The following is a 21,875-nucleotide window of genomic DNA, read 5'->3' as shown; positions in this document are numbered from 1 at the left end:
TTGGAATTTTTATATGGCGTATTAACGCCGGCGCTCAATCTATCACCTTACTGAAAATCTGTCATTAAATGCCGGGTAAACTCCGGCTATTTCAGCGATAGCCCTGATACGTTTTCTCGCTGACAGTTGAGAATTTTTATCATATGATATTGGTTATCATTATCATGATTGGGATGCTGAAATGCTGCAACGACGACTCGAAGGTGGCTGGAGCGTAATGGTGGCGGGTATGGCGGTGGCGCTGCTCGCCTGGCTGGATCTTTCTTTCAGCGAGTGGCGGGTGCTGGTTGTCGCGGGGCTGCTGGCGACGGCACTGATGCTGTATCACAAGAAATTGCGGCATTTTGTTTTGCTGCCGTCGTGCGTGGCATTTGCCAGCGGACTGCTGCTTATCGTGATGAATCTGGAGAAATCGGGATAAAAAATGGGGTTTTACCGGGGGAACTTCATTTAAGAAGTGGTGCGAAGAGAGGGACTTGAACCCTCACGTCCGTAAGGACACTAACACCTGAAGCTAGCGCGTCTACCAATTCCGCCACCTTCGCACAGGTTTCAGGCTTGCGCCTGAGAGTTTTGATATCGTCTTCGCATTGGTGCGAAGAGAGGGACTTGAACCCTCACGTCCGTAAGAACACTAACACCTGAAGCTAGCGCGTCTACCAATTCCGCCACCTTCGCGCAGTGCGAACGATATCTTGCGTGGTTGTTGGTGCGAAGAGAGGGACTTGAACCCTCACGTCCGTAAGAACACTAACACCTGAAGCTAGCGCGTCTACCAATTCCGCCACCTTCGCATACCTGTAATACCGAAGTATCACAACCACGGAGGCGCATTCTAGATGTTTTCTGAACTTCGTCAACAGTTAATTTGGTGCCGCTCCCCTGACTGCTGGAAAAAGCGGCACCAAAGGCGGGTTAGCGCTTTTTAGCCGCTCGCGACAGAACCGCACGGTAGACTTTAAAACGCCCGGTTTGGGCGATAACTTCATGACTACCAAACACTTCATCCAGCACGTTAGGGTACGCGAGGAAGGCGTTAGCAACGATGCGCAGCTCGCCGCCCATGTTCAGATGGCGGGCAGCACCGCGAATCAGCTGGTGAGCTGCGTCAAGGCTGGTTTGCATCCCGTCGTGAAACGGCGGGTTAGAGATAATCATGTCGAAACGGCCGTTGATCCCGGAGTAGACGTTGCTGGCAATGACCTCGCCTTCGATGCCGTTAGCGGCAAGCGTGGCGCGGCTGGCTTCTACAGCCGGTGCGCTGACGTCACACAGGGTCAGGCGGACTTTCGGTGAGTGGCTGGCAAGAGTAATCGCCAGTACGCCCGCACCGCAGCCCACGTCCAGCACTTTGCCCTTGGTGTGCGGGGTGAGGGTTGAAAGCAGCAGTTTGCTGCCGGTGTCCAGACCGTCACGGCTGAACACGCCCGGTAAGGTTTTTACCGTCATCTCGCCGTGCGGGTACTCGCCCCACCAGCTGTTTTCATCGAACTCAGGCTGTTTCTCGAGGCGGCCATGGTAGAGGCCACAGCGGCGGGCGCTGTCGATTTTGCTCAGCGGGCAGATATCGGCCAGTATCTGTTCGGCGCTGCGAACGCCGCTGCGGTTTTCACCGACCACGAAGACGTCAGTGCCAACCGGCATCAGCGACAGGATGTTCATCAGCTGGAATTGGGCTTCCGGCTTGTTCTTCGGCCAGTAATAAATCAGCGTATTGCTGTCTGCAACGACGTCGGCACCGGCCACCAGGCCATACTGTGCGTTTTCGCCCATCTGCGCGCTTAGTACCTGCCAGTGGTGAAATTGCTGGGTGTGGGCGCGGCTGGCGGCGGTGTCAAAACGCGCCGGCAGATCGTCTTGCATGTCACCGGCAAACAACACGCGGCTCTCGGTAAAATCATCGCTGTGGCGCAGCAGTACTTCACTCGCCGGGGTTAACGCACTCATCAAATTGCTCCTGGAAAATCAGAGCGTGGATTATAGAGCTTTAATGGCGTGGATTCGATGAATTTGCTATATTTGCGCCCCTTATTACGCTCCAGACAGGTTTCGCTATGACTTCCCCTTCCCGACGTGACTGGCAGTTACAGCAACTGGGTATTACTCAGTGGGTGCTGCGCCGTCCGACGGCTTTACAGGGAGAGATAGCGGTATCGCTACCGGCAGGCGTGCGTCTGGTGATGGTGGCTGAAGAGCTGCCCGCCTTAAACGACCCGCTGGTGCTGGATGTTTTACGCAGTCTTGAGCTGAGTGCCGGGCAGGTTATGCAACTGACGCCGGACCGTGTGGCAATGATGCCGCAGGACAGCCGCTGCAATAGCTGGCGGCTCGGCGTTGAGCAGCCTTTGAGCCTTGACGGCGCCCAGCTTGCTTCTCCGGCGCTTGACGAGCTTTATCACAATGGCAATGCGCGACAGGCGCTGTGGCAACAAATTTGCGAACATGAACAAGATTTCTTCCCTGACGCCGAATGATTTAGCGGCGGCGTACGCCATCGAGCAACGCAGCCACGCTTTCCCCTGGAGTGAAAAGACTTTCGCCAGTAACCAGGGCGAACGCTATTTCAATTTACGGCTGGACGTAGACGGTAAAATGGCGGCCTTCGCGGTGACCCAGGTGGTGCTCGACGAAGCCACGCTTTTTAACATCGCGGTTGATCCGGCTTATCAGCGCCAGGGGCTGGGCAGAGCGCTGCTCGAGCACTTAATTCAGGAGCTTGAGAAGCGCGATGTCTTCACGCTGTGGCTTGAAGTGCGTGCCTCCAACCTCGCCGCCAGAGCGTTATACGAAAGCCTCGGCTTTAACGAAGCGACCGTACGTCGCAACTATTACCCGGCAAAAGAGGGCCGGGAAGACGCGATTATTATGGCGTTACCCCTCGGTTAATATTTAAAAGGTGTGTGGATGAACTGGGACTGGATTTTATTTGATGCGGACGAAACGCTGTTTACCTTTGACGCATTCGGCGGGCTACAGCGGATGTTTCTCGACTACAGCGTGACCTTTACCGCAGATGACTTCCAGGACTACCAGGCGGTGAACAAGCCGCTGTGGGTGGACTACCAGAACGGTGCCATCACCGCATTGCAATTACAGCTCCGGCGTTTTGAAGGCTGGGCAGAGCGTCTTAGCGTGCCGTCTGCCGAACTGAATGATGCTTTCTTGTCGGCGATGGCCGAGATTTGCGCCCCGCTGCCGGGCGCGGTTTCGCTGCTCAACGCCCTGAAGGGGAAAGCGAAACTCGGCATCATCACCAACGGGTTTACCGCGCTACAGCAGATTCGCCTCGAGCGCACCGGCCTGCGGGACTATTTCGATCTGCTGGTTATCTCCGAGCAGGTCGGCATTGCAAAGCCCGATCGCCGCATTTTCGACTATACCTTTGAGCAAATGGGCCAGCCGCCGCGCGACCGCGTTTTGATGGTTGGCGACACGGCGGAGTCCGATATTCTGGGCGGCATCAACGCCGGGATAGCAACCTGCTGGCTAAATGCCCACGGCCGCACCGCGCCGGAAGGGATTGAGCCAACCTGGCAGGTCACTTCGTTAAGTGAACTGGAGCAACTGCTGTGTAAGCCATGATTGTTGATTGTTAAACCCACAATGGCGGGTAAAATAGCCGCCAAATAACGTTCACTCAACGCGTGGCTCAAAGCCGTGCGCATTTACAGAAGATGTAATTATGACTTTGTCTCCTTATTTGCAAGAGGTGGCGAAACGCCGCACTTTTGCCATCATTTCTCACCCGGATGCCGGTAAAACGACCATCACCGAAAAGGTGCTGCTGTTCGGACAGGCTATCCAGACTGCCGGTACGGTAAAAGGGCGTGGCTCAAGCCAGCACGCTAAATCCGACTGGATGGAAATGGAAAAACAGCGTGGGATCTCAATCACCACCTCGGTGATGCAATTCCCGTATCGCGATAGCCTGGTTAACCTGCTGGACACCCCGGGGCACGAAGACTTCTCCGAAGATACCTATCGTACTCTGACAGCGGTGGACTGCTGCCTGATGGTTATCGACGCCGCAAAAGGGGTTGAAGATCGTACCCGCAAGCTGATGGAAGTTACCCGCCTGCGCGACACGCCGATCATCACCTTTATGAACAAGCTGGACCGCGATATCCGCGATCCGATGGAAGTGCTGGATGAAGTTGAACGCGAGCTGAAGATTGGCTGCGCGCCAATCACCTGGCCTATCGGCTGCGGCAAGTTGTTCAAAGGTGTTTACCACCTTTATAAAGATGAAACCTACCTTTACCAGACCGGTAAAGGCCACACCATCCAGGAAGTCCGCATCGTTAAAGGGTTGAACAACCCGGATCTCGATGCCGCAGTGGGCGACGATCTGGCCCAGCAGCTGCGCGACGAGCTGGAACTGGTGCAGGGAGCTTCTAACGAGTTCGATCACGAACTGTTCCTGGCGGGTGAAATCACGCCGGTCTTCTTCGGTACTGCGTTGGGTAACTTCGGCGTTGACCACATGCTGGATGGCCTGGTGGAATGGGCGCCAGCGCCGATGCCGCGTAAAACCGACACCCGTGTTGTGGAAGCGGCGGACGAGAAGTTCACCGGCTTTGTGTTTAAGATCCAGGCGAATATGGATCCAAAACACCGCGACCGTGTAGCTTTTATGCGCGTGGTTTCCGGTAAGTATGAGAAGGGTATGAAGCTGCGCCAGGTGCGTATTGGTAAAGACGTCGTTATCTCTGACGCTCTGACCTTTATGGCCGGTGACCGCTCTCACGTTGAGGAAGCCTACCCTGGCGACATCATCGGGCTGCATAACCACGGCACCATTCAGATAGGCGACACCTTTACCCAGGGTGAAATGATGAAGTTCACCGGTATTCCGAACTTCGCGCCGGAACTGTTCCGCCGTATCCGCCTGCGTGACCCGCTTAAGCAGAAACAGCTGCTGAAAGGCCTGGTTCAGCTTTCAGAAGAGGGTGCGGTGCAGGTGTTCCGTCCTATTGCGAATAACGATCTTATCGTTGGCGCGGTTGGGGTGCTGCAGTTTGATGTGGTTGTTGCCCGCCTGAAAAGTGAGTACAACGTGGAAGCGATTTACGAGTCGGTTAACGTTGCTACCGCGCGCTGGGTTGAAGGGACAGACGTTAAGAAGTTTGAGGAATTCAAACGTAAAAACGAAATCCAGCTGGCGCTGGATGGCGGGGATAACCTGACCTACATTGCGCCAACGATGGTTAACCTGAACATTACCCAGGAACGCTACCCGGACGTCACTTTCCGCAAAACCCGCGAGCACTAATCGCCTTCAGGAACGCGGCGCCCGTCGCGTTCCTGCCACTTTCCTTGTCTTTTGAATCCCTTGCGGAATCTTCTTAATTTCCTGCCGATTCGGCGTTATTGCTGCTTTTTCCACCACTCCGCCATGCACTTTTATGATTGTGATCTATATTTAACAAAGCGATGACCACTTTATTGGATGAAAGCACCGGGAAATTATTGTTTCCTGGCTTGTTATTAACGTTTCTCCGGTTGTTGCGATATTAATTGCTGATTCTTTTCGGCGCGGTGGGAAACGAAAAAGCTCAAATGATGAGCAAACCTACAGGAATTAATCGATGACTACGACTAAGATTTCAAAAACTCTGCTGGCTGTTGTTCTGGGTTCTGTTCTGGCAAGCGGTAGCGCTTTCGCCGAAGAGACGCTGGCCAACAAAACGGAAGCTACGGCTGATTCCGCAGGGAAAAAAATCGATAGCTCTATGAGTAAAGTCGGCGACTTCATGGATGACAGCGGTATCACAGCGAAAGTTAAGGCCGCTCTGGTGGATGACAAAAACATCAAGAGCACCGATATCTCGGTAAAAACCGAGAAAAAAGTGGTTACCCTGAGCGGCTTCGTAGAGAGCCAGGCCCAGGCGGAACAGGCCGTTGCCACGGCCAAAAAAGTGGAAGGCGTTAGCTCCGTGAGCGACAAGCTCCACGTCCGTGACGCTAAATCCCAGTCGGTGAAGGGCTACGCGGGTGATGCGGCAACCACCAGTGAAATTAAAGGCAAATTACTGGCAGATGACAGCGTACCTTCCCGTCATGTGAAAGTAGAAACCACCGATGGCGTAGTTCAGCTTTCCGGTGAGGTGAAAACCAGCGCACAGTCCGAACGCGCTGAAAGCATCGCCAAGGCAGTTGAAGGCGTGAAAAGCGTTAAAAACGATCTGAAAGTGAAGTAACGGCAGCACCCGAAACTTTCTTCCGGGCCCGGCCCGGAAGGCGGTAAGCACCACCATTATTAATTATCGCCAGTGGGTTAGCCATCCGGTGCCCATTAAGAAGCGATAAGGTTCACTATGGTTAAGGAGAGTCTATGTTTCGTTGGGGCATTATTTTTCTTGTTATCGCGTTGATAGCTGCGGCTCTGGGCTTTGGTGGCCTGGCAGGTACTGCCGCAGGTGCTGCAAAAATTGTCTTTGTAGTAGGTATCATCCTGTTCCTGGTCAGTCTGTTTATGGGACGCAGGCGCCCTTAGCCACGCTAAGCCAGTAACATACCGATACAAAAGCCAGTCCTTGTGACTGGCTTTCTCGGTTTTACATAGCAGCCTAAGGGTATAGGGTAGAAATACACAACAACAGATTTCAGGGAAGCAGGGTGGGACATCGTATACCCGTTACGCTCGGCAATATTGCGCCGCTAGCGCTCAAGCCTTTTCGTCCTGGAAAGCTCGCTCTTATTTGTGAAGGAGGGGGCCAGCGGGGAATTTTTACGGCCGGGGTTCTGGACGAATTTATGCGCGCCGAATTTAATCCCTTCGATCTGTTTCTTGGCACTTCCGCCGGGGCGCAAAACCTCTCTGCCTACGTTTGCAACCAGCCGGGTTACGCCCGCCGCGTGATCACTCGTTTCACCACTACCAGCGAATTCTTTAACCCGCTGCGCTTTGTGCGTGGTGGAAACCTGATAGACCTTGACTGGCTGATTGAGTCGACGGCTGCCAGGCTGCCGCTTTCTATGTCCAGCGCCGATGGCCTGTTCGAGAAGGGAAAAGAGTTCTACATGTGCGCCTGCCGCAGCGACGATTATGCGGCAAACTATTTCTCACCGACCCAGGACACATGGCTGAATTTATTGAAGGCCTCGAGCGCCATTCCGGGATTTTACCGCACCGGGGTAGACATTGACGGCATAAGCTATCAGGACGGCGGCATCAGCGACGCGGTGCCCGTGCGAGAAGCCGCAAGCCGGGGTGCCGATACGCTGGTGGTGATTCGCACCGTGCCTTCACAGATGTATTACACCCCCCAGTGGTTCAAACGCATGGAGCGCTGGCTGGGTGACAGCAGCCTCCAGCCGCTGCTGAACCTGGTGCAGCATCACGAAGAGAGCTACCGCGAGATCCAGAGTTTTATTGAGAAACCGCCCGGCAAGCTGAGGATCTTTGAAATTTATCCGCCGAAACCGCTGCTGAGCAATGCGCTCGGCAGCCGCCTGCCGTCGCTCACGGCCGACTACCAGACCGGCCGCCTGTGCGGGCGTTATTTCCTGGCTGCCGTGGGCAAGCTGCTGGTGCCCAAGCCCCCGTTGATGCGCCATACTCCACGTATTAAGATGCCTGGCCCGCTGGTCATTCCACCGGCTGCGGCGGCAAATCAAGCTCTGGTTAAGCCGATAACTCCGGCTCCGCAGGCTAATGATTCGGCTTTTGATAACGAGGATCTTGCGTGAGCTTTACGTTCTACGACACCCATTGCCACTTTGATTTTCCGCCGTTTGCCGGAGATGAAGCTAACAGCATCAGGCTGGCCGTGCAGGCCGGCGTGACTAAAATCATCGTGCCCGCGGTAGAGGCGGGGCGTTTTGAACGCGTGCTGGCGCTGGCGGAGAACTTCCCTGAACTGTATGCCGCAATCGGTCTGCATCCCATTGTTATAGAAAAACATGATGAAGCCGGGCTTGCTCTGCTTGAAACGCTGCTGCGAAAAAAACCGCGCAAACTTGTCGCTCTCGGAGAGATCGGACTGGATCTTTATAGGGAGGATCCGCAGTTTGATCGCCAGGAGTTTATGCTGGGTGAACAGCTAAAGCTGGCTAAGCGTTACGATTTGCCGGTGCTGCTGCATTCCAGGCGGACGCACGACAAGCTGGCGCTGCATTTAAAGCGCCATAATTTACCGCGCACCGGCGTTATACACGGTTTTGCAGGCAGCCAGCAGCAGGCGGAACGCTTTATTGCGCTGGGCTACCGCATAGGCGTCGGCGGCACGATTACCTACCCCAGGGCCAGCAAAACTCGCGATGTTATGTCCCGGCTACCGCTCTCCTCGCTGCTGCTGGAAACCGATGCTCCCGATATGCCTCTTAACGGCTGGCAGGGCGAGCCTAACCGCCCTGAACGTGCGGCGCTGGTCTTTGACACGCTATGCGAATTACGCCCTGAATCTCCCGAAACCATCGCTAACACTTTGAAAAACAACGCAGACGAATTATTTGCTTTCTAATCACTCCGCACCTTGATGTGACGGGTGTCACTCTTTTGCGTAAATGTTTCTATATATTTCCGTGAATACGTGATTGCTCCGGCACTTTTCACCCCCCTGTGGTTATAATCCGCGCGCTTAAAAGCGGGCTGGCAAGGCCCGAATCTTCCAATTAATACACAGGGAATCTGTATGCAAATCCTCATGGGGCTGGTCGGCATGGTCGTTTTATTGCTGATCGCCGTTTTACTCTCCAGCAACCGCAAAGCGATAAACCTGCGTACCGTTATCGGCGCGTGGCTTATCCAGATAGGCATCGGCGCGCTGATCCTTTATGTGCCAGTTGGCCGTAAAGTGCTGCTTGCTATGTCAGAAGGGGTGGCTAACGTTATCGCCTACGGCAACTCAGGGATCTCTTTCCTGTTTGGCGGCCTGGTTTCCGATAAAATGTTCGAACTCTTCGGCGGCGGCGGTTTTATTTTTGCGCTGCGCGTTCTGCCGGTTATCGTCTTCTTCTCCTCGCTGATTGCCGTGCTTTACTACCTGGGCATTATGCAGCTGGTTATCCGCCTGCTCGGCGGCGGCCTGCGTAAGCTGCTGAAAACCTCCCGCACCGAATCTCTTTCGGCAACGGCGAATATTTTCGTTGGGCAGACCGAAGCGCCGTTGGTGGTACGCCCTTACATTGCCACCATGACCCGCTCGGAGCTGTTCGCGGTAATGTGCGGCGGGCTGGCGTCCGTGGCAGGCTCCGTACTGGCCGGTTATGCCCAGATGGGCGTGCCGCTGGAATACCTGATTGCGGCTTCCTTTATGGCGGCACCGGGCGGCCTGCTGTTTGCTAAACTGATGCTGCCGGAGACGGAAACGCCTAACGATGCGCCGCATCTTGAATCAATGGAAAACGATCCCGACCGTCCGGCCAACGTGCTGGATGCAGCCGCTTCCGGTGCCGCTTCCGGGATGCAGCTGGCGTTGAACGTGGGCGCAATGTTGCTGGCTTTTGTTGCGCTGATTGCCCTGCTGAACGGCATGCTTTCCGGGATTGGCGGCTGGTTTAATTTCCCGCAGCTGTCGCTGGAGCTGATGCTCGGCTGGGTGTTTGCCCCGGTAGCCTGGCTGATTGGCGTGCCGTGGAGTGAAGCGAACGTGGCGGGATCGTTTATCGGCCAGAAGCTGATTATCAACGAATTCGTCGCCTACCTGAACTTTGGCGCTTACCTGAAAGACGATGCGGAAGTTGCCGCCGCCGGGTTACAGGTGCTTTCCGGGCATACTAAAGCGATTATCTCCTTCGCGCTGTGTGGGTTTGCTAACCTTTCTTCTATTGCGATCCTGATTGGTGGCCTGGGCAGTATGGCACCGACGCGTCGGCATGAGGTTGCACAGCTTGGCCTGAAGGCCGTGGCGGCGGGGACGCTCTCTAACCTGATGAGCGCGACTATTGCCGGGATATTCCTGGCGCTGTAGTTCTCACCAGGAATGTTATAATTATAACATTGTGATAAGGCCGATGGCTGGCGCATTGCCGGCCATTTTCTTGCGGTCTGATGCAATTTAGCGCGTTATTTTGTTTCTTTAATCACATATAATGGATGAAAGCTTGCAATTCACTCTTTGGCTTTTGTGAGACGAGACACAAAATTGATTCGGCGGTGAGTGTTAGAATTCTAACATTGCTACCGGCAATGTGCGGTGAGAAGGATCTCAACGTGATGGTGACTCCGGTGACCACTCATCTTCAAGGAACCAAGTCCGCTCCAACGTGTTGAGTTTCCCGTTTCAGGCCGGAGACTTTTATATCTTTTGTTGGAGAGCGTTATGACCGATTTAACCAAAAGCAGCCTGCGTGCGCTGAAACTGATGGATTTGACCACCCTGAACGACGATGACACCAATGAGAAAGTCATCGCCCTCTGCCATCAGGCGAAAACCCCGGTGGGCAACACCGCCGCAATCTGTATCTACCCACGCTTTATCCCAATTGCCCGTAAAACCCTGAAAGAGCAGGGCACGCCGGATATCCGTATTGCCACCGTGACCAACTTCCCGCACGGCAACGATGATATTGATATCGCACTGGCTGAAACTCGTGCGGCCATCGCTTATGGCGCGGATGAAGTTGACGTTGTATTCCCATACCGCGCGCTGATCGCCGGTAACGAGCAAATTGGTTTCGATCTGGTGAAAGCTTGTAAAGAGGCTTGTGCCAGCGCGAACGTGCTGCTGAAAGTGATAATCGAAACCGGCGAGCTGAAAACCGAAGAGCTGATCCGTAAGGCTTCTGCCATCGCTATTAAAGCTGGCGCAGACTTTATCAAAACTTCTACCGGTAAAGTGCCGGTTAACGCCACGCCGGAAAGCGCCCGCATCATGATGGAAGTTATCCGCGATATGGGCGTGGAGAAATCCGTAGGCTTCAAACCGGCCGGCGGCGTTCGTTCTGCTGAAGATGCCGCGCAGTTCCTTGCTATTGCCGACGATTTGTTTGGTGCTGACTGGGCCGACTCTCGCCACTACCGCTTCGGTGCTTCCAGCCTGCTAGCCAGCCTGTTGAAAGCGCTGGGCCACGGCGACGGCAAAAGCGCCAGCAGCTACTAATTACTCGTCATACTTCAAGCCGCAGGTGCGTAAGCTGCACTCCCTCACCCCAGTCACTTACTTCAGTAAGCTCCTGGGGATGAGCTCTTTTGCCTTCTGCCTGCGACTCGAATTATCTAGAGTAATCTTTAATTGAGGCGGGTTTTCCGCCGCTTTTTACCCGCATTCCCAGGGGGTTGCCGTGTTTCTCGCACAAGAAATTATTCGTAAAAAACGTGATGGCCTGGTACTGAGTGACGAAGAGATTCGTTTCTTTATTAACGGTATTCGCGACAACACCGTCTCTGAAGGGCAGATTGCTGCTCTGGCGATGACCATCTTCTTCCACGACATGACGATGCCGGAAAGGGTGTCGCTGACTATGGCGATGCGGGATTCCGGAACCGTGCTGGACTGGAAAAGCCTCAATCTCAACGGCCCAATTGTTGATAAACACTCCACCGGCGGCGTGGGCGATGTGACTTCGCTGATGCTTGGCCCAATGGTGGCGGCGTGCGGCGGTTATGTGCCAATGATCTCCGGCCGTGGCCTCGGTCATACCGGCGGCACGCTCGATAAACTGGAAGCTATTCCGGGCTTCGATATCTTCCCGGATGATAACCGCTTCCGAGACATTATTAAGGACGTCGGCGTGGCCATTATCGGCCAGACCAGCTCTCTGGCACCGGCGGACAAACGTTTTTATGCCACCCGCGATATTACCGCGACGGTGGACTCTATCCCGCTTATTACCGCTTCTATTCTGGCGAAGAAACTGGCCGAAGGGCTGGATGCGCTGGTCATGGATGTGAAAGTTGGCAGCGGCGCATTTATGCCGACTTATCAGCTCTCTGAACAGCTGGCCGAAGCAATTGTTGGCGTGGCTAACGGCGCGGGCGTGAAGACGACCGCCCTGCTGACCGATATGAATCAGGTTCTGGCTTCCAGCGCCGGTAACGCAGTGGAAGTTCGCGAGGCGGTGCAATTCCTTACGGGTGAATACCGTAACCCGCGTCTGTTTGAGGTAACGATGGCGCTGTGCGTGGAAATGCTGATTTCCGGCAGGCTCGCCAAAGACGAAACAGAAGCGCGCGCGAAGCTTCAGGCGGTGCTGGATAACGGCAAAGCGGCCGAAGTGTTTGGCCGCATGGTGGCCGCGCAGAAAGGCCCGAGCGACTTTGTTGAAAACTATGCAAAATACCTGCCTACAGCGATGCTGAGCAAAGCCGTTTACGCCGACGCCTCCGGCTTTGTTTCCGCGATGGATACCCGTGCGCTGGGCATGGCCGTGGTTTCTATGGGCGGCGGTCGCCGTCAGGCTTCCGATACTATCGACTACAGCGTTGGCTTTACCGATATGGCTCGTCTGGGCGAGTCTATCGACGCCGAACGTCCGCTGGCGGTTATTCACGCTAAAGATGAAGCCAGCTGGCAGGATGCGGCGAAGGCGGTGAAAGCGGCAATCATAATTGACGAAAAAGCGCCGCAGGAAACACCAACGGTCTATCGTCGAATCACCGAATAACGGTATACTGATCTGATCCCTATTTTATAGAGCACAAGGTACGGAGAATAATATGAAACGTGCGTTTATTATGGTGCTGGACTCGTTCGGCATCGGTGCTACCGAAGACGCTGAGCGCTTCGGAGATGTCGGCTCTGATACTTTCGGTCACATCGCGGAAGCTTGCGCCAAAGGCGAAGCTGACAAAGGCCGTAAAGGGCCTCTGAACCTGCCTAACCTCACTCGTCTTGGCCTGGTTAAAGCCCACCAAGGCTCTACCGGGAAAGTTGCCGCGGGCATGGACCCTAACGCAGAAGTTATCGGGGCGTACGCCTGGGCACACGAACTTTCCTCCGGCAAAGACACTCCGTCTGGCCACTGGGAAATCGCCGGCGTGCCGGTTCTGTTCGACTGGGGCTACTTCAGCGATCACGAAAACAGCTTCCCGCAGGAGCTGCTGGAAAAACTGGTTAAGCGTGCCAATCTGCCGGGCTACCTCGGTAACTGCCACTCTTCCGGTACCGTCATTCTCGACCAGCTTGGCGAAGAGCACATGAAAACCGGCAAGCCGATTTTCTATACCTCCGCTGACTCCGTGTTCCAGATTGCCTGCCATGAAGAAACCTACGGCCTGGATAAACTTTACGAGCTGTGCGAAATCGCCCGTGAAGAACTGACCGAAGGCGGCTACAACATTGGCCGCGTTATTGCCCGTCCGTTCATCGGCGATAAAGCGGGTAACTTCCAGCGTACCGGTAACCGTCACGATCTGGCGGTTGAGCCACCTGCGGCAACCGTGCTGCAAAAACTGGTGGATGAGAAAAACGGCCAGGTAGTTTCAGTGGGTAAAATTGCTGATATCTACGCCAACTGCGGCATCACCAAAAAAGTGAAAGCGACAGGTCTGGATGCGCTGTTTGATGCCACCATCAAGGAGATGAAAGAAGCAGGCGACGAGACTATCGTCTTCACCAACTTCGTTGACTTCGACTCCTCCTGGGGCCACCGCCGCGATGTGGCCGGTTATGCCGCTGGTCTTGAGCTGTTCGACCGCCGTCTGCCTGAGCTGATGGAACTGCTGAAAGAGGACGATATTCTGATCCTCACCGCGGACCACGGCTGCGACCCAACCTGGCAGGGCACCGACCATACCCGCGAACACATTCCGGTGCTTATCTATGGCCCGAAAGTTAAAGCCGGTTCGCTTGGCCACCGTGAAACCTTCGCGGACATCGGCCAGACCGTGGCGAAATACTTTGGTGTTTCCGACATGGACTACGGCAAAAACATGCTGTGATCCCTTTGGGCAGGCGTTGCCTGCCCGATTGTTAACTTTTTAAATCAAGGAATAAACAATGGCTACGCCACACATTAACGCAGAAATGGGTGATTTCGCTGACGTAGTGCTGATGCCGGGCGACCCGCTGCGCGCTAAGCACATCGCGGAAACCTTCCTGGAAGATGTGCGTGAAGTGAACAACGTGCGCGGCATGCTGGGCTTCACCGGGACTTACAAAGGCCGTAAGATTTCCGTTATGGGCCACGGCATGGGCATCCCATCCTGCTCTATCTATGCTAAAGAGCTGATCACCGATTTTGGTGTGAAAAAAATCATTCGTGTTGGCTCCTGCGGCGCAGTTCGCCAGGATGTGAAACTGCGCGATGTGGTTATCGGTATGGGCGCCTGCACCGACTCTAAAGTGAACCGTCTGCGCTTTAAAGATCACGACTTCGCGGCTATCGCGGACTTCGACATGGTTCGCAACGCGGTGGATGCGGCTAAAGCGCTGGGCGTTGACGCTCGCGTAGGTAACATCTTCTCTGCCGACCTGTTCTACACGCCGGACCCGTCCATGTTCGACGTGATGGAAAAATACGGCATCCTCGGCGTGGAAATGGAAGCGGCCGGTATCTACGGCGTAGCGGCAGAGTTTGGTGCCAAAGCGCTGACCATCTGCACCGTGTCTGACCATATTCGTACCCACGAGCAGACCAGTGCCGCTGAGCGCCAGACCACGTTCAACGACATGATCAAAATTGCTCTGGAATCCGTCCTGCTGGGCGATAAAGAGTAAATTTTTAGCTTGTTAAAAAGACGCCCGCGGGCGTCTTTTTTATTGAAAGTATCTATTCATTCCTCTCTTCATAAAATCCCATGATTCCTTTACTCACAAAGGTTTTTTGGCTATATATCTATTCAAGTATCTATTCAAGAATCTATCCATATGAGCGAGATAACGGACCTACTTTTGCAGGGGCCACGCCCGGCAAGGGAGCTGATCCAGCGCCTGGGAATAAGCCAGGCGACCTTCTCGCGCCGCGTACTCACCGAGAAAGACATCATCAAATTTGGTCAGGCCAGGGCAACGCAGTATGGCCTGAAACACCCCGTACGCCAGAAGGATGCGTTTCAGCTTTGGCAGATTGATGACCAGGGAAAAGCCTGGTCGTTTGGCGTGCTCTACCCGATGTGGCCCAGGGGAAGCTGCCTGGTTATCCACGATAACGGGGAAAGCAGCTGGTTTGATGGGTTGCCGTGGTATCTAAGCGATCTCAGGCCTCAGGGATTCCTCGGCCGCGCATGGGGCCGTGAGCTGGCCCGAAAAAGTGATTTACCCGAAGACATTCGCCTGTGGCAGGAAGAGGACGTGCTGTTTGCGCTTTCCGTGCAGGAGCCGGAACATCTGGGCGGATGGCTGGTGGGGGAGGAGAGTTACCGCCGATGGGCGACGGCACAAGCGGCGCTGCCTGTCCCCTGTGGTGAGCGGTTACGCGCATATTCAGAGCTTGCGCATCGCGCGATGGACGGCGAAATTGTCGGATCGTCTGCGGGAGGAGAGCAGCCGAAATTCTCCAGCTACAGCGAGACAAGTCGCGGAGCCCGGCAGGTTATCGTTAAATTTACTCCCGCTGTTCACAACGCCAACCAGCGGCGCTGGGCTGATTTATTGACGGCGGAGGCTGCCGCCCTGGCATTGCTGAACGACAGCGGTATTTCTGCCGCTCAATGCGAACTGCTGCGGGCGGAAACGGGGCAGGTATTTCTTGAGGTTGAGCGTTTTGATTGCGTTGGCGCTCACGGGCGGCTTGGAATAGTTTCCCTCGAGAGCGTGCAGAGCGAGTTTGCGTCAGGCGTACTTAACTGGCCAAAAGCCGTCGCACGTTTAAAAGAGGCGGGCATTGTTGATGCCGCAACTTTGCGGCAGGTTCAGAAGGTTTGGGCCTTCGGCAGGCTGATTGCCAACAGCGATATGCATGCCGGTAATCTCTCCTTTTTCCTTTCCGACCGCCCGCTCGCGCTGGCTCCGGTATACGACATGCTGCCGATGGCCTACGCGCCCGGCAGCACGGGCAGCATGCTGAGTCAGGTTTATGATATCAGCCTTGATGCGGCGATCCCGGGTGCCGTATGGCTGGAGATGCAATCTCTGGCACGGCGTTTCTGGCTGACGCTCAGTCAGAATGAGCAGGTGAGCAAGCCATTCCGGCTTATCGCAGCTGAAATGGCCGAGCGGGTTGAGAGCCTGAGCGAGTCGCTCCGGCGGCTGGCTTAGCGTACCGCCTGGGCAATCCACGCGGAGAGTTCCCGCAGTTCCTTTTCCTGCTCCGGGAAAGTATAAATCAGCGTTTCACACTCCTGCTGTAGCAGGATGCTGCGATACAGACAGCCCTTCAGCCGGTCGGCCAGCGCTTCAAGCGGCGCCGGGTTCAGGCTGTCGGTGAACATCTGCGTGCGCGTAATATGGCCTTTCTCGACGTCAAAATGCAGTTCGACGCCGCCCCAGCTGAAGCGGTTGTCCAGCAGGTGGCTGAAAGCCGGAGCCTGACCAAAATTCCACTCCCAGCTGCTCTGGCGGGCAAAGGTTTCGGCAAAGCCCGGTAAGTCCGGCAGCGCTTCGGGTGAGATGTGCTCGGCTTCTACCCGCTCGCCGAAATGGTCGAAAAAGGCTTCACGAATGGCGTCGCTGATTTGCTCGTGAGTGACTCCCGGTTTCAAATCACAAAGGTTGGCCACCCGGCCTCGCACAGAGGTGATGCCTTTCGCCTGTAGTTTTTTCGGGTCCGGGTTCAGGTAGTTTGCCAGTCGGCTGAGGTCGGCATTTAATAACAGCGTGCCGTGGTGGAAGCCGCGATCCAGGGTTTCGCGGTAGGCCGATCCGGAGATTTTCCTTGTCCCTTCGGCCGTTTCTACTTCCAGATCGTTACGCCCGGAAGCGCTTGCCTGGAAGCCCAGGTTGCTCAGCGCCTTGAGCACAATGGCGGTGGAGATGCTTTTGTCGTACTCAGGCTTGCCGGCCATAAAGGTAAAGCAGGTGTTGCCGAGGTCGTGGAATACCGCGCCGCCGCCGCTGCTACGGCGCGCCAGCCGCACATTATCCTGCTCCATTCGCCCGGTATTGCACTCTTTCCACGGGTTCTGCGCCCGGCCAATAACGACCGTATCCGCATTGCGCCACAGAAACAGCACACGTTGGGTGGCGGGCATCTGACGAAAGATTGTCTCTTCAACAGCCAGGTTAAACCACGGGTCGTAAGAGTCAGAAATAAGTAAACGCAACGTTGGCATAGCAGAGATCCTTTTCCCAGAAGAATAGCGCCATCTTAGCATGCAGGCGCTGAGGTAGAGTTAGCGCCCGGAGCCCTGGTTCGTTTCATCATCCTCTTCCTTTACCTTGCTGTTAGCGGTGAGCAGGAAGGGGGATTGCTGCCAGCGCGTGCGCTTGCCGTGCAGCAGCGTGCGCGTCAGGACGATGCCGATAGCGACGGCCAGCAGCAGCATTAGCCGCAGAATATTGGTGGTGTTGTCCACCTGCTTTGCCTCGGTGGCGAGGGTATGGGTATCAAGCGTGATGCGCAGGTAGCCAATAGGGCCGTTTTTATCCTCGATGGGCTGAACGATTTGGCGGTTAAAATAGCTGCCGGCTTTTTGCCCATCCAGCGCCAGGCGGTCGCGGACTTCAATGTTTTCCCCCGCCCTGGCAATCTGATCGCCTTCGCTGTCGTAGACGGCAGCATCAAGAATGCGGCTATCTTTAGTCAGGAGATTAAGCGAGGCAGAGATACGCTTCTCATCGGGATTTTCGGTTTTCATCACCGGTACAAGATTAAAAGCAACCTGACGCGCCAGCGTGCGGGCCAACTCTTCAAGCTGGACGTTACGCGCCTGCTGGCTGCCCCGGCTGAACCAGGATGCGCCCTGCATTAAAGCGACCAAAAGCGCCAGGCAGAACAGCACAATCACCGCGCGATGGAGCCGAAATTTAAATTTTACCCGAACCATGATGCACCTTTGGAAAATTGCTTACATTAATGTTGCCAGAAGCAAGGCGGACAAGGTAGCCTCATGCGTTGTTTTATCCTGGATACCCTTCATCCTTCGAATCGCAGGTGTGGGCTGCACTTGCTTACCGCCTTCCCGCAATTCGAATGCTAAAGAGTATCTTAAATTGAACCTGGAGCCGTAATGCCAAACAGTTTGACCTGGTGCGACTTGCCTAATGATGTTTCACTTTGGCCTGGATTGCCGCTTTCTTTAAGCGGTGATGAAGTGATGCCGCTGGATTACCGCGCCGGGCGCAGCGGTTGGCTCCTGTATGGGCGTAATCTCGATAAACAGTGCCTGACCAAATACCAGCGCAAGCTCGGGGCGGCGATGGTTATCGTGACCGCCTGGTGCGTGGAAGATTATCAGGTCATCCGCCTTGCCGGGTCGTTGACCCCGCGCGCGACCCGTCTTGCTCATGAAGCCGGTCTGGATGTTGCGCCGCTGGGCAAAATCCCGCACTTAAAAACGCCGGGTCTGCTGGTCATGGACATGGACTCAACCGCTATTCAGATTGAGTGTATCGACGAAATCGCCAGGCTGGCGGGAACCGGTGAAATGGTGTCCGAAGTCACCGAGCGCGCGATGCGTGGTGAGCTGGACTTTACCGCCAGCCTGCGCCAGCGCGTGGCTACTCTTAAAGGTGCCGATGCCAATATTCTGCGCCAGGTGCGCGATGAGCTGCCGCTGATGCCGGGGCTGACCTCGCTGGTTCAGAACCTTGAAACGCTGGGCTGGAAAGTCGCTATTGCCTCCGGGGGCTTTACCTTCTTCGCCGAGTACCTGCGCGACAAGCTGAACCTGACGACCGTTGTGGCAAATGAACTCGAAATTTGTGACGGCAAACTTACCGGCGAAGTGCTCGGGCAAATTGTGGATGCCAAATTCAAGGCTGAAACCCTGACGCGCCTGGCCGAAAAATATGAAATTCCCGCCGCCCAGACCGTAGCGATTGGCGACGGGGCGAATGATTTACCGATGATCCATACCGCTGGTCTGGGCATCGCCTATCACGCTAAGCCGAAGGTGAATGAGAAGAGCGAAGTCAGCATCCGCCATGCGGATCTGATGGGCGTATTCTGCATTCTTTCCGGCAGCCTGATTCAGGAAGAACGTTAAGAGGAAATAAGGTGGCGAAAGCTCCAAAACGCGCATTTGTTTGTAACGAGTGTGGTGCGGATTACCCGCGCTGGCAGGGGCAGTGCAGCGCCTGTCACGCGTGGAATACCATTACCGAAGTGCGCATCGCCGCTTCTCCTCAGGTTGCCCGCAACGAGCGTCTGTCCGGCTATGCCGGCAGCGCTGGCGTCAGCCGGGTGCAAAAGCTCTCCGATATCAGTCTTGAAGAGCTGCCGCGTTTCTCAACCGGCTTTAAAGAATTTGACCGCGTGCTCGGCGGCGGCGTAGTGCCCGGAAGCGCGATTTTAATTGGCGGTAACCCAGGTGCGGGTAAATCAACGCTGCTGCTGCAAACGCTTTGCAAGTTGAGCGAGCAGATGAAAACCCTGTATGTCACCGGGGAAGAGTCGCTTCAGCAGGTGGCGATGCGCGCCCACCGTCTTGGTCTGCCGACCCAGAACCTCAATATGTTGTCCGAAACCAGCATCGAGCAAATCTGCATGATTGCCGATGAAGAGCAGCCGAAGCTGATGGTTATCGACTCCATTCAGGTTATGCATATGGCCGATGTGCAGTCCTCTCCGGGCAGCGTGGCTCAGGTTCGCGAGACGGCGGCTTATCTCACCCGTTTTGCCAAGACGAAAGGCGTGGCTATCGTGATGGTCGGCCATGTGACTAAAGACGGCTCGCTGGCCGGGCCAAAAGTGCTCGAGCATTGTATCGACTGCTCCGTGATGCTGGACGGCGATGCTGATTCCCGCTTCCGCACTCTGCGCAGCCATAAAAACCGTTTTGGTGCGGTAAACGAGCTGGGCGTATTTGCGATGACGGAACAGGGGCTGCGCGAGGTGAGCAACCCGTCTGCCATATTCCTGAGCCGCGGCGATGAAGTCACGCCGGGCAGCTCGGTGATGGTGGTCTGGGAAGGTACGCGCCCGCTGTTAGTTGAAATCCAGGCCCTGGTAGACCAGTCGATGATGTCCAACCCAAGGCGCGTGGCCGTGGGGCTGGAGCAAAACCGTCTCGCTATCTTACTGGCCGTACTGCACCGCCACGGCGGCCTGCAAATGGCGGATCAGGACGTATTCGTTAACGTTGTCGGCGGCGTAAAAGTCACCGAAACCAGCGCCGATTTAGCGCTTCTGCTGGCCATGGTTTCCAGCCTGCGTAACAGAGCGCTGCCGCAGGATTTGGTGGTGTTTGGGGAAGTCGGCCTAGCCGGTGAGATTCGCCCGGTGCCGAGCGGCCAGGAGCGGATCGCGGAAGCGGCCAAGCACGGCTTTAAACGCGCGATTGTGCCGCAGGCCAACGTGCCGAAAAAAATCCCCGAAGGCATGCAGGTCTTTGGCGTCAAGAAACTTGCTGATGCGCTTTCAGTCTTTGACGACTTATAATTGAGTAACTTGCGGGAATCGTTCCCGCTTTGTGCAGGAGGCAGCGCGTGTCGTCATTCGACTATATCAAAACGGCTATTCGCCAGCAGGGCTGTACTTTACAGCAGGTGGCGGACGCCAGCGGCATGACTAAAGGCTACCTGAGCCAGTTACTGAACGCGAAAATTAAAAGCCCCAGCGCTCAGAAACTGGAGGCGCTGCATCGTTTCCTTGGGCTGGAATTCCCGCGGCGCGAAAAGAAAGTCGGCGTGGTGTTCGGCAAATTTTACCCGCTGCATACCGGCCATATTTATCTGATCCAGCGCGCCTGTAGCCAGGTGGACGAGCTGCACATCATCATGGGCTATGACGAACCGCGCGACCGTGCGCTGTTCGATGACAGCGCGATGTCCCAGCAGCCTACCACCGGCGACCGCCTGCGCTGGCTGCTACAAACCTTCAAATATCAGAAAAATATCCGCATTCACTCTTTTAACGAGGAGGGGATGGAGCCTTATCCGCACGGCTGGGACGTCTGGAGCCGCGGCATTAAGGCGTTTATGGACAGCAAAGGCATTTCTCCCGACAGGATCTACACCTCGGAAGAAGGCGATGCCGCTAAATTTACCGAGCATCTGGGAATTGAAACGGTTGTTGTCGACCCTAAACGCACCTTTATGAACATCAGCGGCACGCAAATCCGTGAAAACCCGTTCCGCTATTGGGAATATATTCCTACCGAAGTGAAGCCATTCTTTGTGCGTACCGTGGCTATCCTCGGCGGCGAGTCGAGCGGCAAATCGTGGATGGTGAACAAGCTCGCCAACATTTTTAACACCACCAGCGCATGGGAATACGGGCGAGATTATGTTTTCTCTCATCTCGGCGGTGACGAAATGGCGCTGCAATACTCTGACTACGATAAAATAGCCATCGGCCATGCGCAGTACGTTGATTTTGCGGTTAAGTACGCCAATAAAGTGGCGTTTATCGACACCGATTTCGTGACGACTCAGGCGTTCTGTAAAAAGTATGAAGGCCGGGAGCACCCGTTTGTTCAGGCGCTGATCGACGAATACCGCTTCGACCTGGTTATCCTGCTGGAGAACAATACGCCGTGGGTTGCCGACGGGCTGCGCAGTCTGGGCAGCGATGCGGACAGAAAATCCTTCCAGAATCTGCTGGTGGATATGTTGAAAGAGAATGGTATCAGTTTCGTACACGTTGAAGAGTCTGACTATGACTCGCGCTTCCTGCGCTGCGTGGATCTGGTTAAAGAGATGATGGGCGAGCAGCGATAAATAATGGGCTGTGGGACTTGATGCCCTCAGTTCTGCGCTCTAGTTTGGCGCTGTCGATCGGTTTCTAATCTCTGTGGTTATGTAGGTTCGGCGAATATTCCGTTCACTTCTAGTCCTATTTTATATGTAGCCACCAAACCGGTGAACGTCTCGGGAGAATCACCGTCATTCCCCCGAGACCCCGGACTCCCGGCCAAATAAATCGACCGCTAAAGCGGCAGACCTCCGTTT

The 21,875-nt window shown here is 55.2% G+C and carries 21 protein-coding genes and 3 tRNA genes; 18 read left to right on the top strand and 6 right to left on the bottom strand.

Features of this window, described 5'->3' with window-relative positions:
- Window positions 1–181 precede the first annotated feature (181 nt).
- On the top strand, window positions 182–421 hold the full coding sequence (locus ACG1VR_RS19860) for a DUF1435 domain-containing protein (RefSeq protein WP_395489620.1): 240 nt from the start codon (window positions 182–184) through the stop codon (window positions 419–421).
- A 37-nt stretch (window positions 422–458) separates the two neighbouring features.
- Here the strand turns inward: ACG1VR_RS19860 and ACG1VR_RS19855 are convergent.
- From ACG1VR_RS19855 to rsmC, 4 genes are all read right to left on the bottom strand, one after another.
- A tRNA-Leu gene (locus ACG1VR_RS19855) sits at window positions 459–545 on the bottom strand.
- A 46-nt stretch (window positions 546–591) separates the two neighbouring features.
- Window positions 592–678 (bottom strand) — tRNA-Leu (locus ACG1VR_RS19850).
- Between the two features lie 29 nt (window positions 679–707).
- Window positions 708–794, bottom strand: a tRNA-Leu gene (locus tag ACG1VR_RS19845).
- Between the two features lie 121 nt (window positions 795–915).
- Window positions 916–1,947, bottom strand: a complete 1,032-nt coding sequence (gene rsmC, locus ACG1VR_RS19840) for a 16S rRNA (guanine(1207)-N(2))-methyltransferase RsmC (protein ID WP_395489619.1) — start codon at window positions 1,945–1,947, stop codon at window positions 916–918.
- Between the two features lie 107 nt (window positions 1,948–2,054).
- Between rsmC and ACG1VR_RS19835 the strand changes: the two genes are divergently transcribed.
- From ACG1VR_RS19835 to yjjJ, 14 genes are all read left to right on the top strand, one after another.
- Complete coding sequence (locus tag ACG1VR_RS19835) at window positions 2,055–2,474, top strand: DNA polymerase III subunit psi (RefSeq protein WP_395489618.1); 420 nt, start codon at window positions 2,055–2,057, stop codon at window positions 2,472–2,474.
- Window positions 2,443–2,886, top strand: coding sequence for a ribosomal protein S18-alanine N-acetyltransferase (rimI, locus tag ACG1VR_RS19830; protein WP_016534778.1), 444 nt, complete (start codon window positions 2,443–2,445; stop codon window positions 2,884–2,886). Before ACG1VR_RS19835 ends, rimI begins: the two co-directional genes overlap by 32 nt.
- Before the next feature lie 18 nt (window positions 2,887–2,904).
- Window positions 2,905–3,582 carry a pyrimidine 5'-nucleotidase gene (yjjG, locus tag ACG1VR_RS19825; RefSeq protein ID WP_172568402.1) on the top strand — a complete coding sequence of 226 codons (678 nt, stop codon included), beginning with the start codon at window positions 2,905–2,907 and terminating at the stop codon, window positions 3,580–3,582.
- Window positions 3,583–3,682: 100 nt separating this feature from the next.
- Window positions 3,683–5,272: a peptide chain release factor 3 gene (prfC, locus tag ACG1VR_RS19820; protein ID WP_016534780.1), complete on the top strand. Its 1,590-nt coding sequence runs from the start codon at window positions 3,683–3,685 to the stop codon at window positions 5,270–5,272.
- Window positions 5,273–5,588: 316 nt separating this feature from the next.
- Complete coding sequence (gene osmY, locus ACG1VR_RS19815) at window positions 5,589–6,200, top strand: molecular chaperone OsmY (RefSeq protein ID WP_172568401.1); 612 nt, start codon at window positions 5,589–5,591, stop codon at window positions 6,198–6,200.
- A gap of 134 nt (window positions 6,201–6,334) precedes the next feature.
- Entirely contained in the window at window positions 6,335–6,496 is a 162-nt protein-coding gene (locus ACG1VR_RS19810) for a DUF1328 domain-containing protein (RefSeq protein WP_002437547.1), read from the top strand.
- A gap of 122 nt (window positions 6,497–6,618) precedes the next feature.
- Entirely contained in the window at window positions 6,619–7,692 is a 1,074-nt protein-coding gene (locus ACG1VR_RS19805) for a patatin family protein (RefSeq protein WP_016534782.1), read from the top strand.
- Window positions 7,689–8,465, top strand: coding sequence for a TatD family hydrolase (locus tag ACG1VR_RS19800; RefSeq protein WP_395489617.1), 777 nt, complete (start codon window positions 7,689–7,691; stop codon window positions 8,463–8,465). The genes ACG1VR_RS19805 and ACG1VR_RS19800 overlap by 4 nt, the downstream gene beginning before the upstream one ends.
- Before the next feature lie 171 nt (window positions 8,466–8,636).
- Window positions 8,637–9,914 carry a NupC/NupG family nucleoside CNT transporter gene (locus ACG1VR_RS19795; protein WP_016534784.1) on the top strand — a complete coding sequence of 426 codons (1,278 nt, stop codon included), beginning with the start codon at window positions 8,637–8,639 and terminating at the stop codon, window positions 9,912–9,914.
- A gap of 351 nt (window positions 9,915–10,265) precedes the next feature.
- Complete coding sequence (gene deoC / locus ACG1VR_RS19790; protein ID WP_016534785.1) at window positions 10,266–11,045, top strand: deoxyribose-phosphate aldolase; 780 nt, start codon at window positions 10,266–10,268, stop codon at window positions 11,043–11,045.
- 181 nt (window positions 11,046–11,226) lie between these two features.
- Window positions 11,227–12,549 (top strand): thymidine phosphorylase, encoded by a 1,323-nt coding sequence (deoA, locus tag ACG1VR_RS19785; RefSeq protein ID WP_395489616.1) that lies wholly within the window; start codon window positions 11,227–11,229, stop codon window positions 12,547–12,549.
- A 52-nt stretch (window positions 12,550–12,601) separates the two neighbouring features.
- Complete coding sequence (gene deoB / locus ACG1VR_RS19780; RefSeq protein WP_395489615.1) at window positions 12,602–13,825, top strand: phosphopentomutase; 1,224 nt, start codon at window positions 12,602–12,604, stop codon at window positions 13,823–13,825.
- Between the two features lie 58 nt (window positions 13,826–13,883).
- A complete protein-coding gene (gene deoD / locus ACG1VR_RS19775; RefSeq protein ID WP_016534788.1) occupies window positions 13,884–14,603 on the top strand; it encodes a purine-nucleoside phosphorylase in 720 nt (239 codons plus the stop codon).
- Window positions 14,604–14,753: 150 nt separating this feature from the next.
- Complete coding sequence (gene yjjJ / locus ACG1VR_RS19770; RefSeq protein WP_395489614.1) at window positions 14,754–16,082, top strand: type II toxin-antitoxin system HipA family toxin YjjJ; 1,329 nt, start codon at window positions 14,754–14,756, stop codon at window positions 16,080–16,082.
- On the opposite strand, the gene lplA is transcribed toward yjjJ, so the two are convergent.
- Both lplA and ACG1VR_RS19760 read right to left on the bottom strand, forming a co-directional pair.
- Window positions 16,079–17,095 carry a lipoate--protein ligase LplA gene (gene lplA, locus ACG1VR_RS19765; RefSeq protein WP_016534790.1) on the bottom strand — a complete coding sequence of 339 codons (1,017 nt, stop codon included), beginning with the start codon at window positions 17,093–17,095 and terminating at the stop codon, window positions 16,079–16,081. The genes yjjJ and lplA overlap by 4 nt on opposite strands.
- 60 nt (window positions 17,096–17,155) lie before the next feature.
- The gene (locus tag ACG1VR_RS19760) at window positions 17,156–17,809 is read right to left on the bottom strand and encodes a YtjB family periplasmic protein (RefSeq protein WP_016534791.1); all 654 of its coding nucleotides are present in this window, start codon (window positions 17,807–17,809) and stop codon (window positions 17,156–17,158) included.
- A 183-nt stretch (window positions 17,810–17,992) separates the two neighbouring features.
- On the opposite strand from ACG1VR_RS19760, the gene serB reads away from it, so the two are divergent.
- From serB to nadR, 3 genes are read left to right on the top strand one after another with little or no spacing between them, the layout of a single operon-like run.
- On the top strand, window positions 17,993–18,970 hold the full coding sequence (gene serB / locus ACG1VR_RS19755; protein WP_172568396.1) for a phosphoserine phosphatase: 978 nt from the start codon (window positions 17,993–17,995) through the stop codon (window positions 18,968–18,970).
- A gap of 11 nt (window positions 18,971–18,981) precedes the next feature.
- Window positions 18,982–20,364, top strand: coding sequence for a DNA repair protein RadA (radA, locus tag ACG1VR_RS19750; RefSeq protein ID WP_039897883.1), 1,383 nt, complete (start codon window positions 18,982–18,984; stop codon window positions 20,362–20,364).
- A gap of 47 nt (window positions 20,365–20,411) precedes the next feature.
- Entirely contained in the window at window positions 20,412–21,644 is a 1,233-nt protein-coding gene (gene nadR / locus ACG1VR_RS19745) for a multifunctional transcriptional regulator/nicotinamide-nucleotide adenylyltransferase/ribosylnicotinamide kinase NadR (RefSeq protein ID WP_016534794.1), read from the top strand.
- Window positions 21,645–21,875 lie beyond the last annotated feature (231 nt).

Origin of the sequence: Cedecea davisae (genome assembly GCF_044095835.1) — a bacterium.
GTDB classification, from domain to species: domain Bacteria; phylum Pseudomonadota; class Gammaproteobacteria; order Enterobacterales; family Enterobacteriaceae; genus Cedecea; species Cedecea davisae.
The sequence above is the reverse complement of the archived record's forward strand: the minus strand, read 5'-3'. Positions and strand labels throughout refer to the sequence as shown.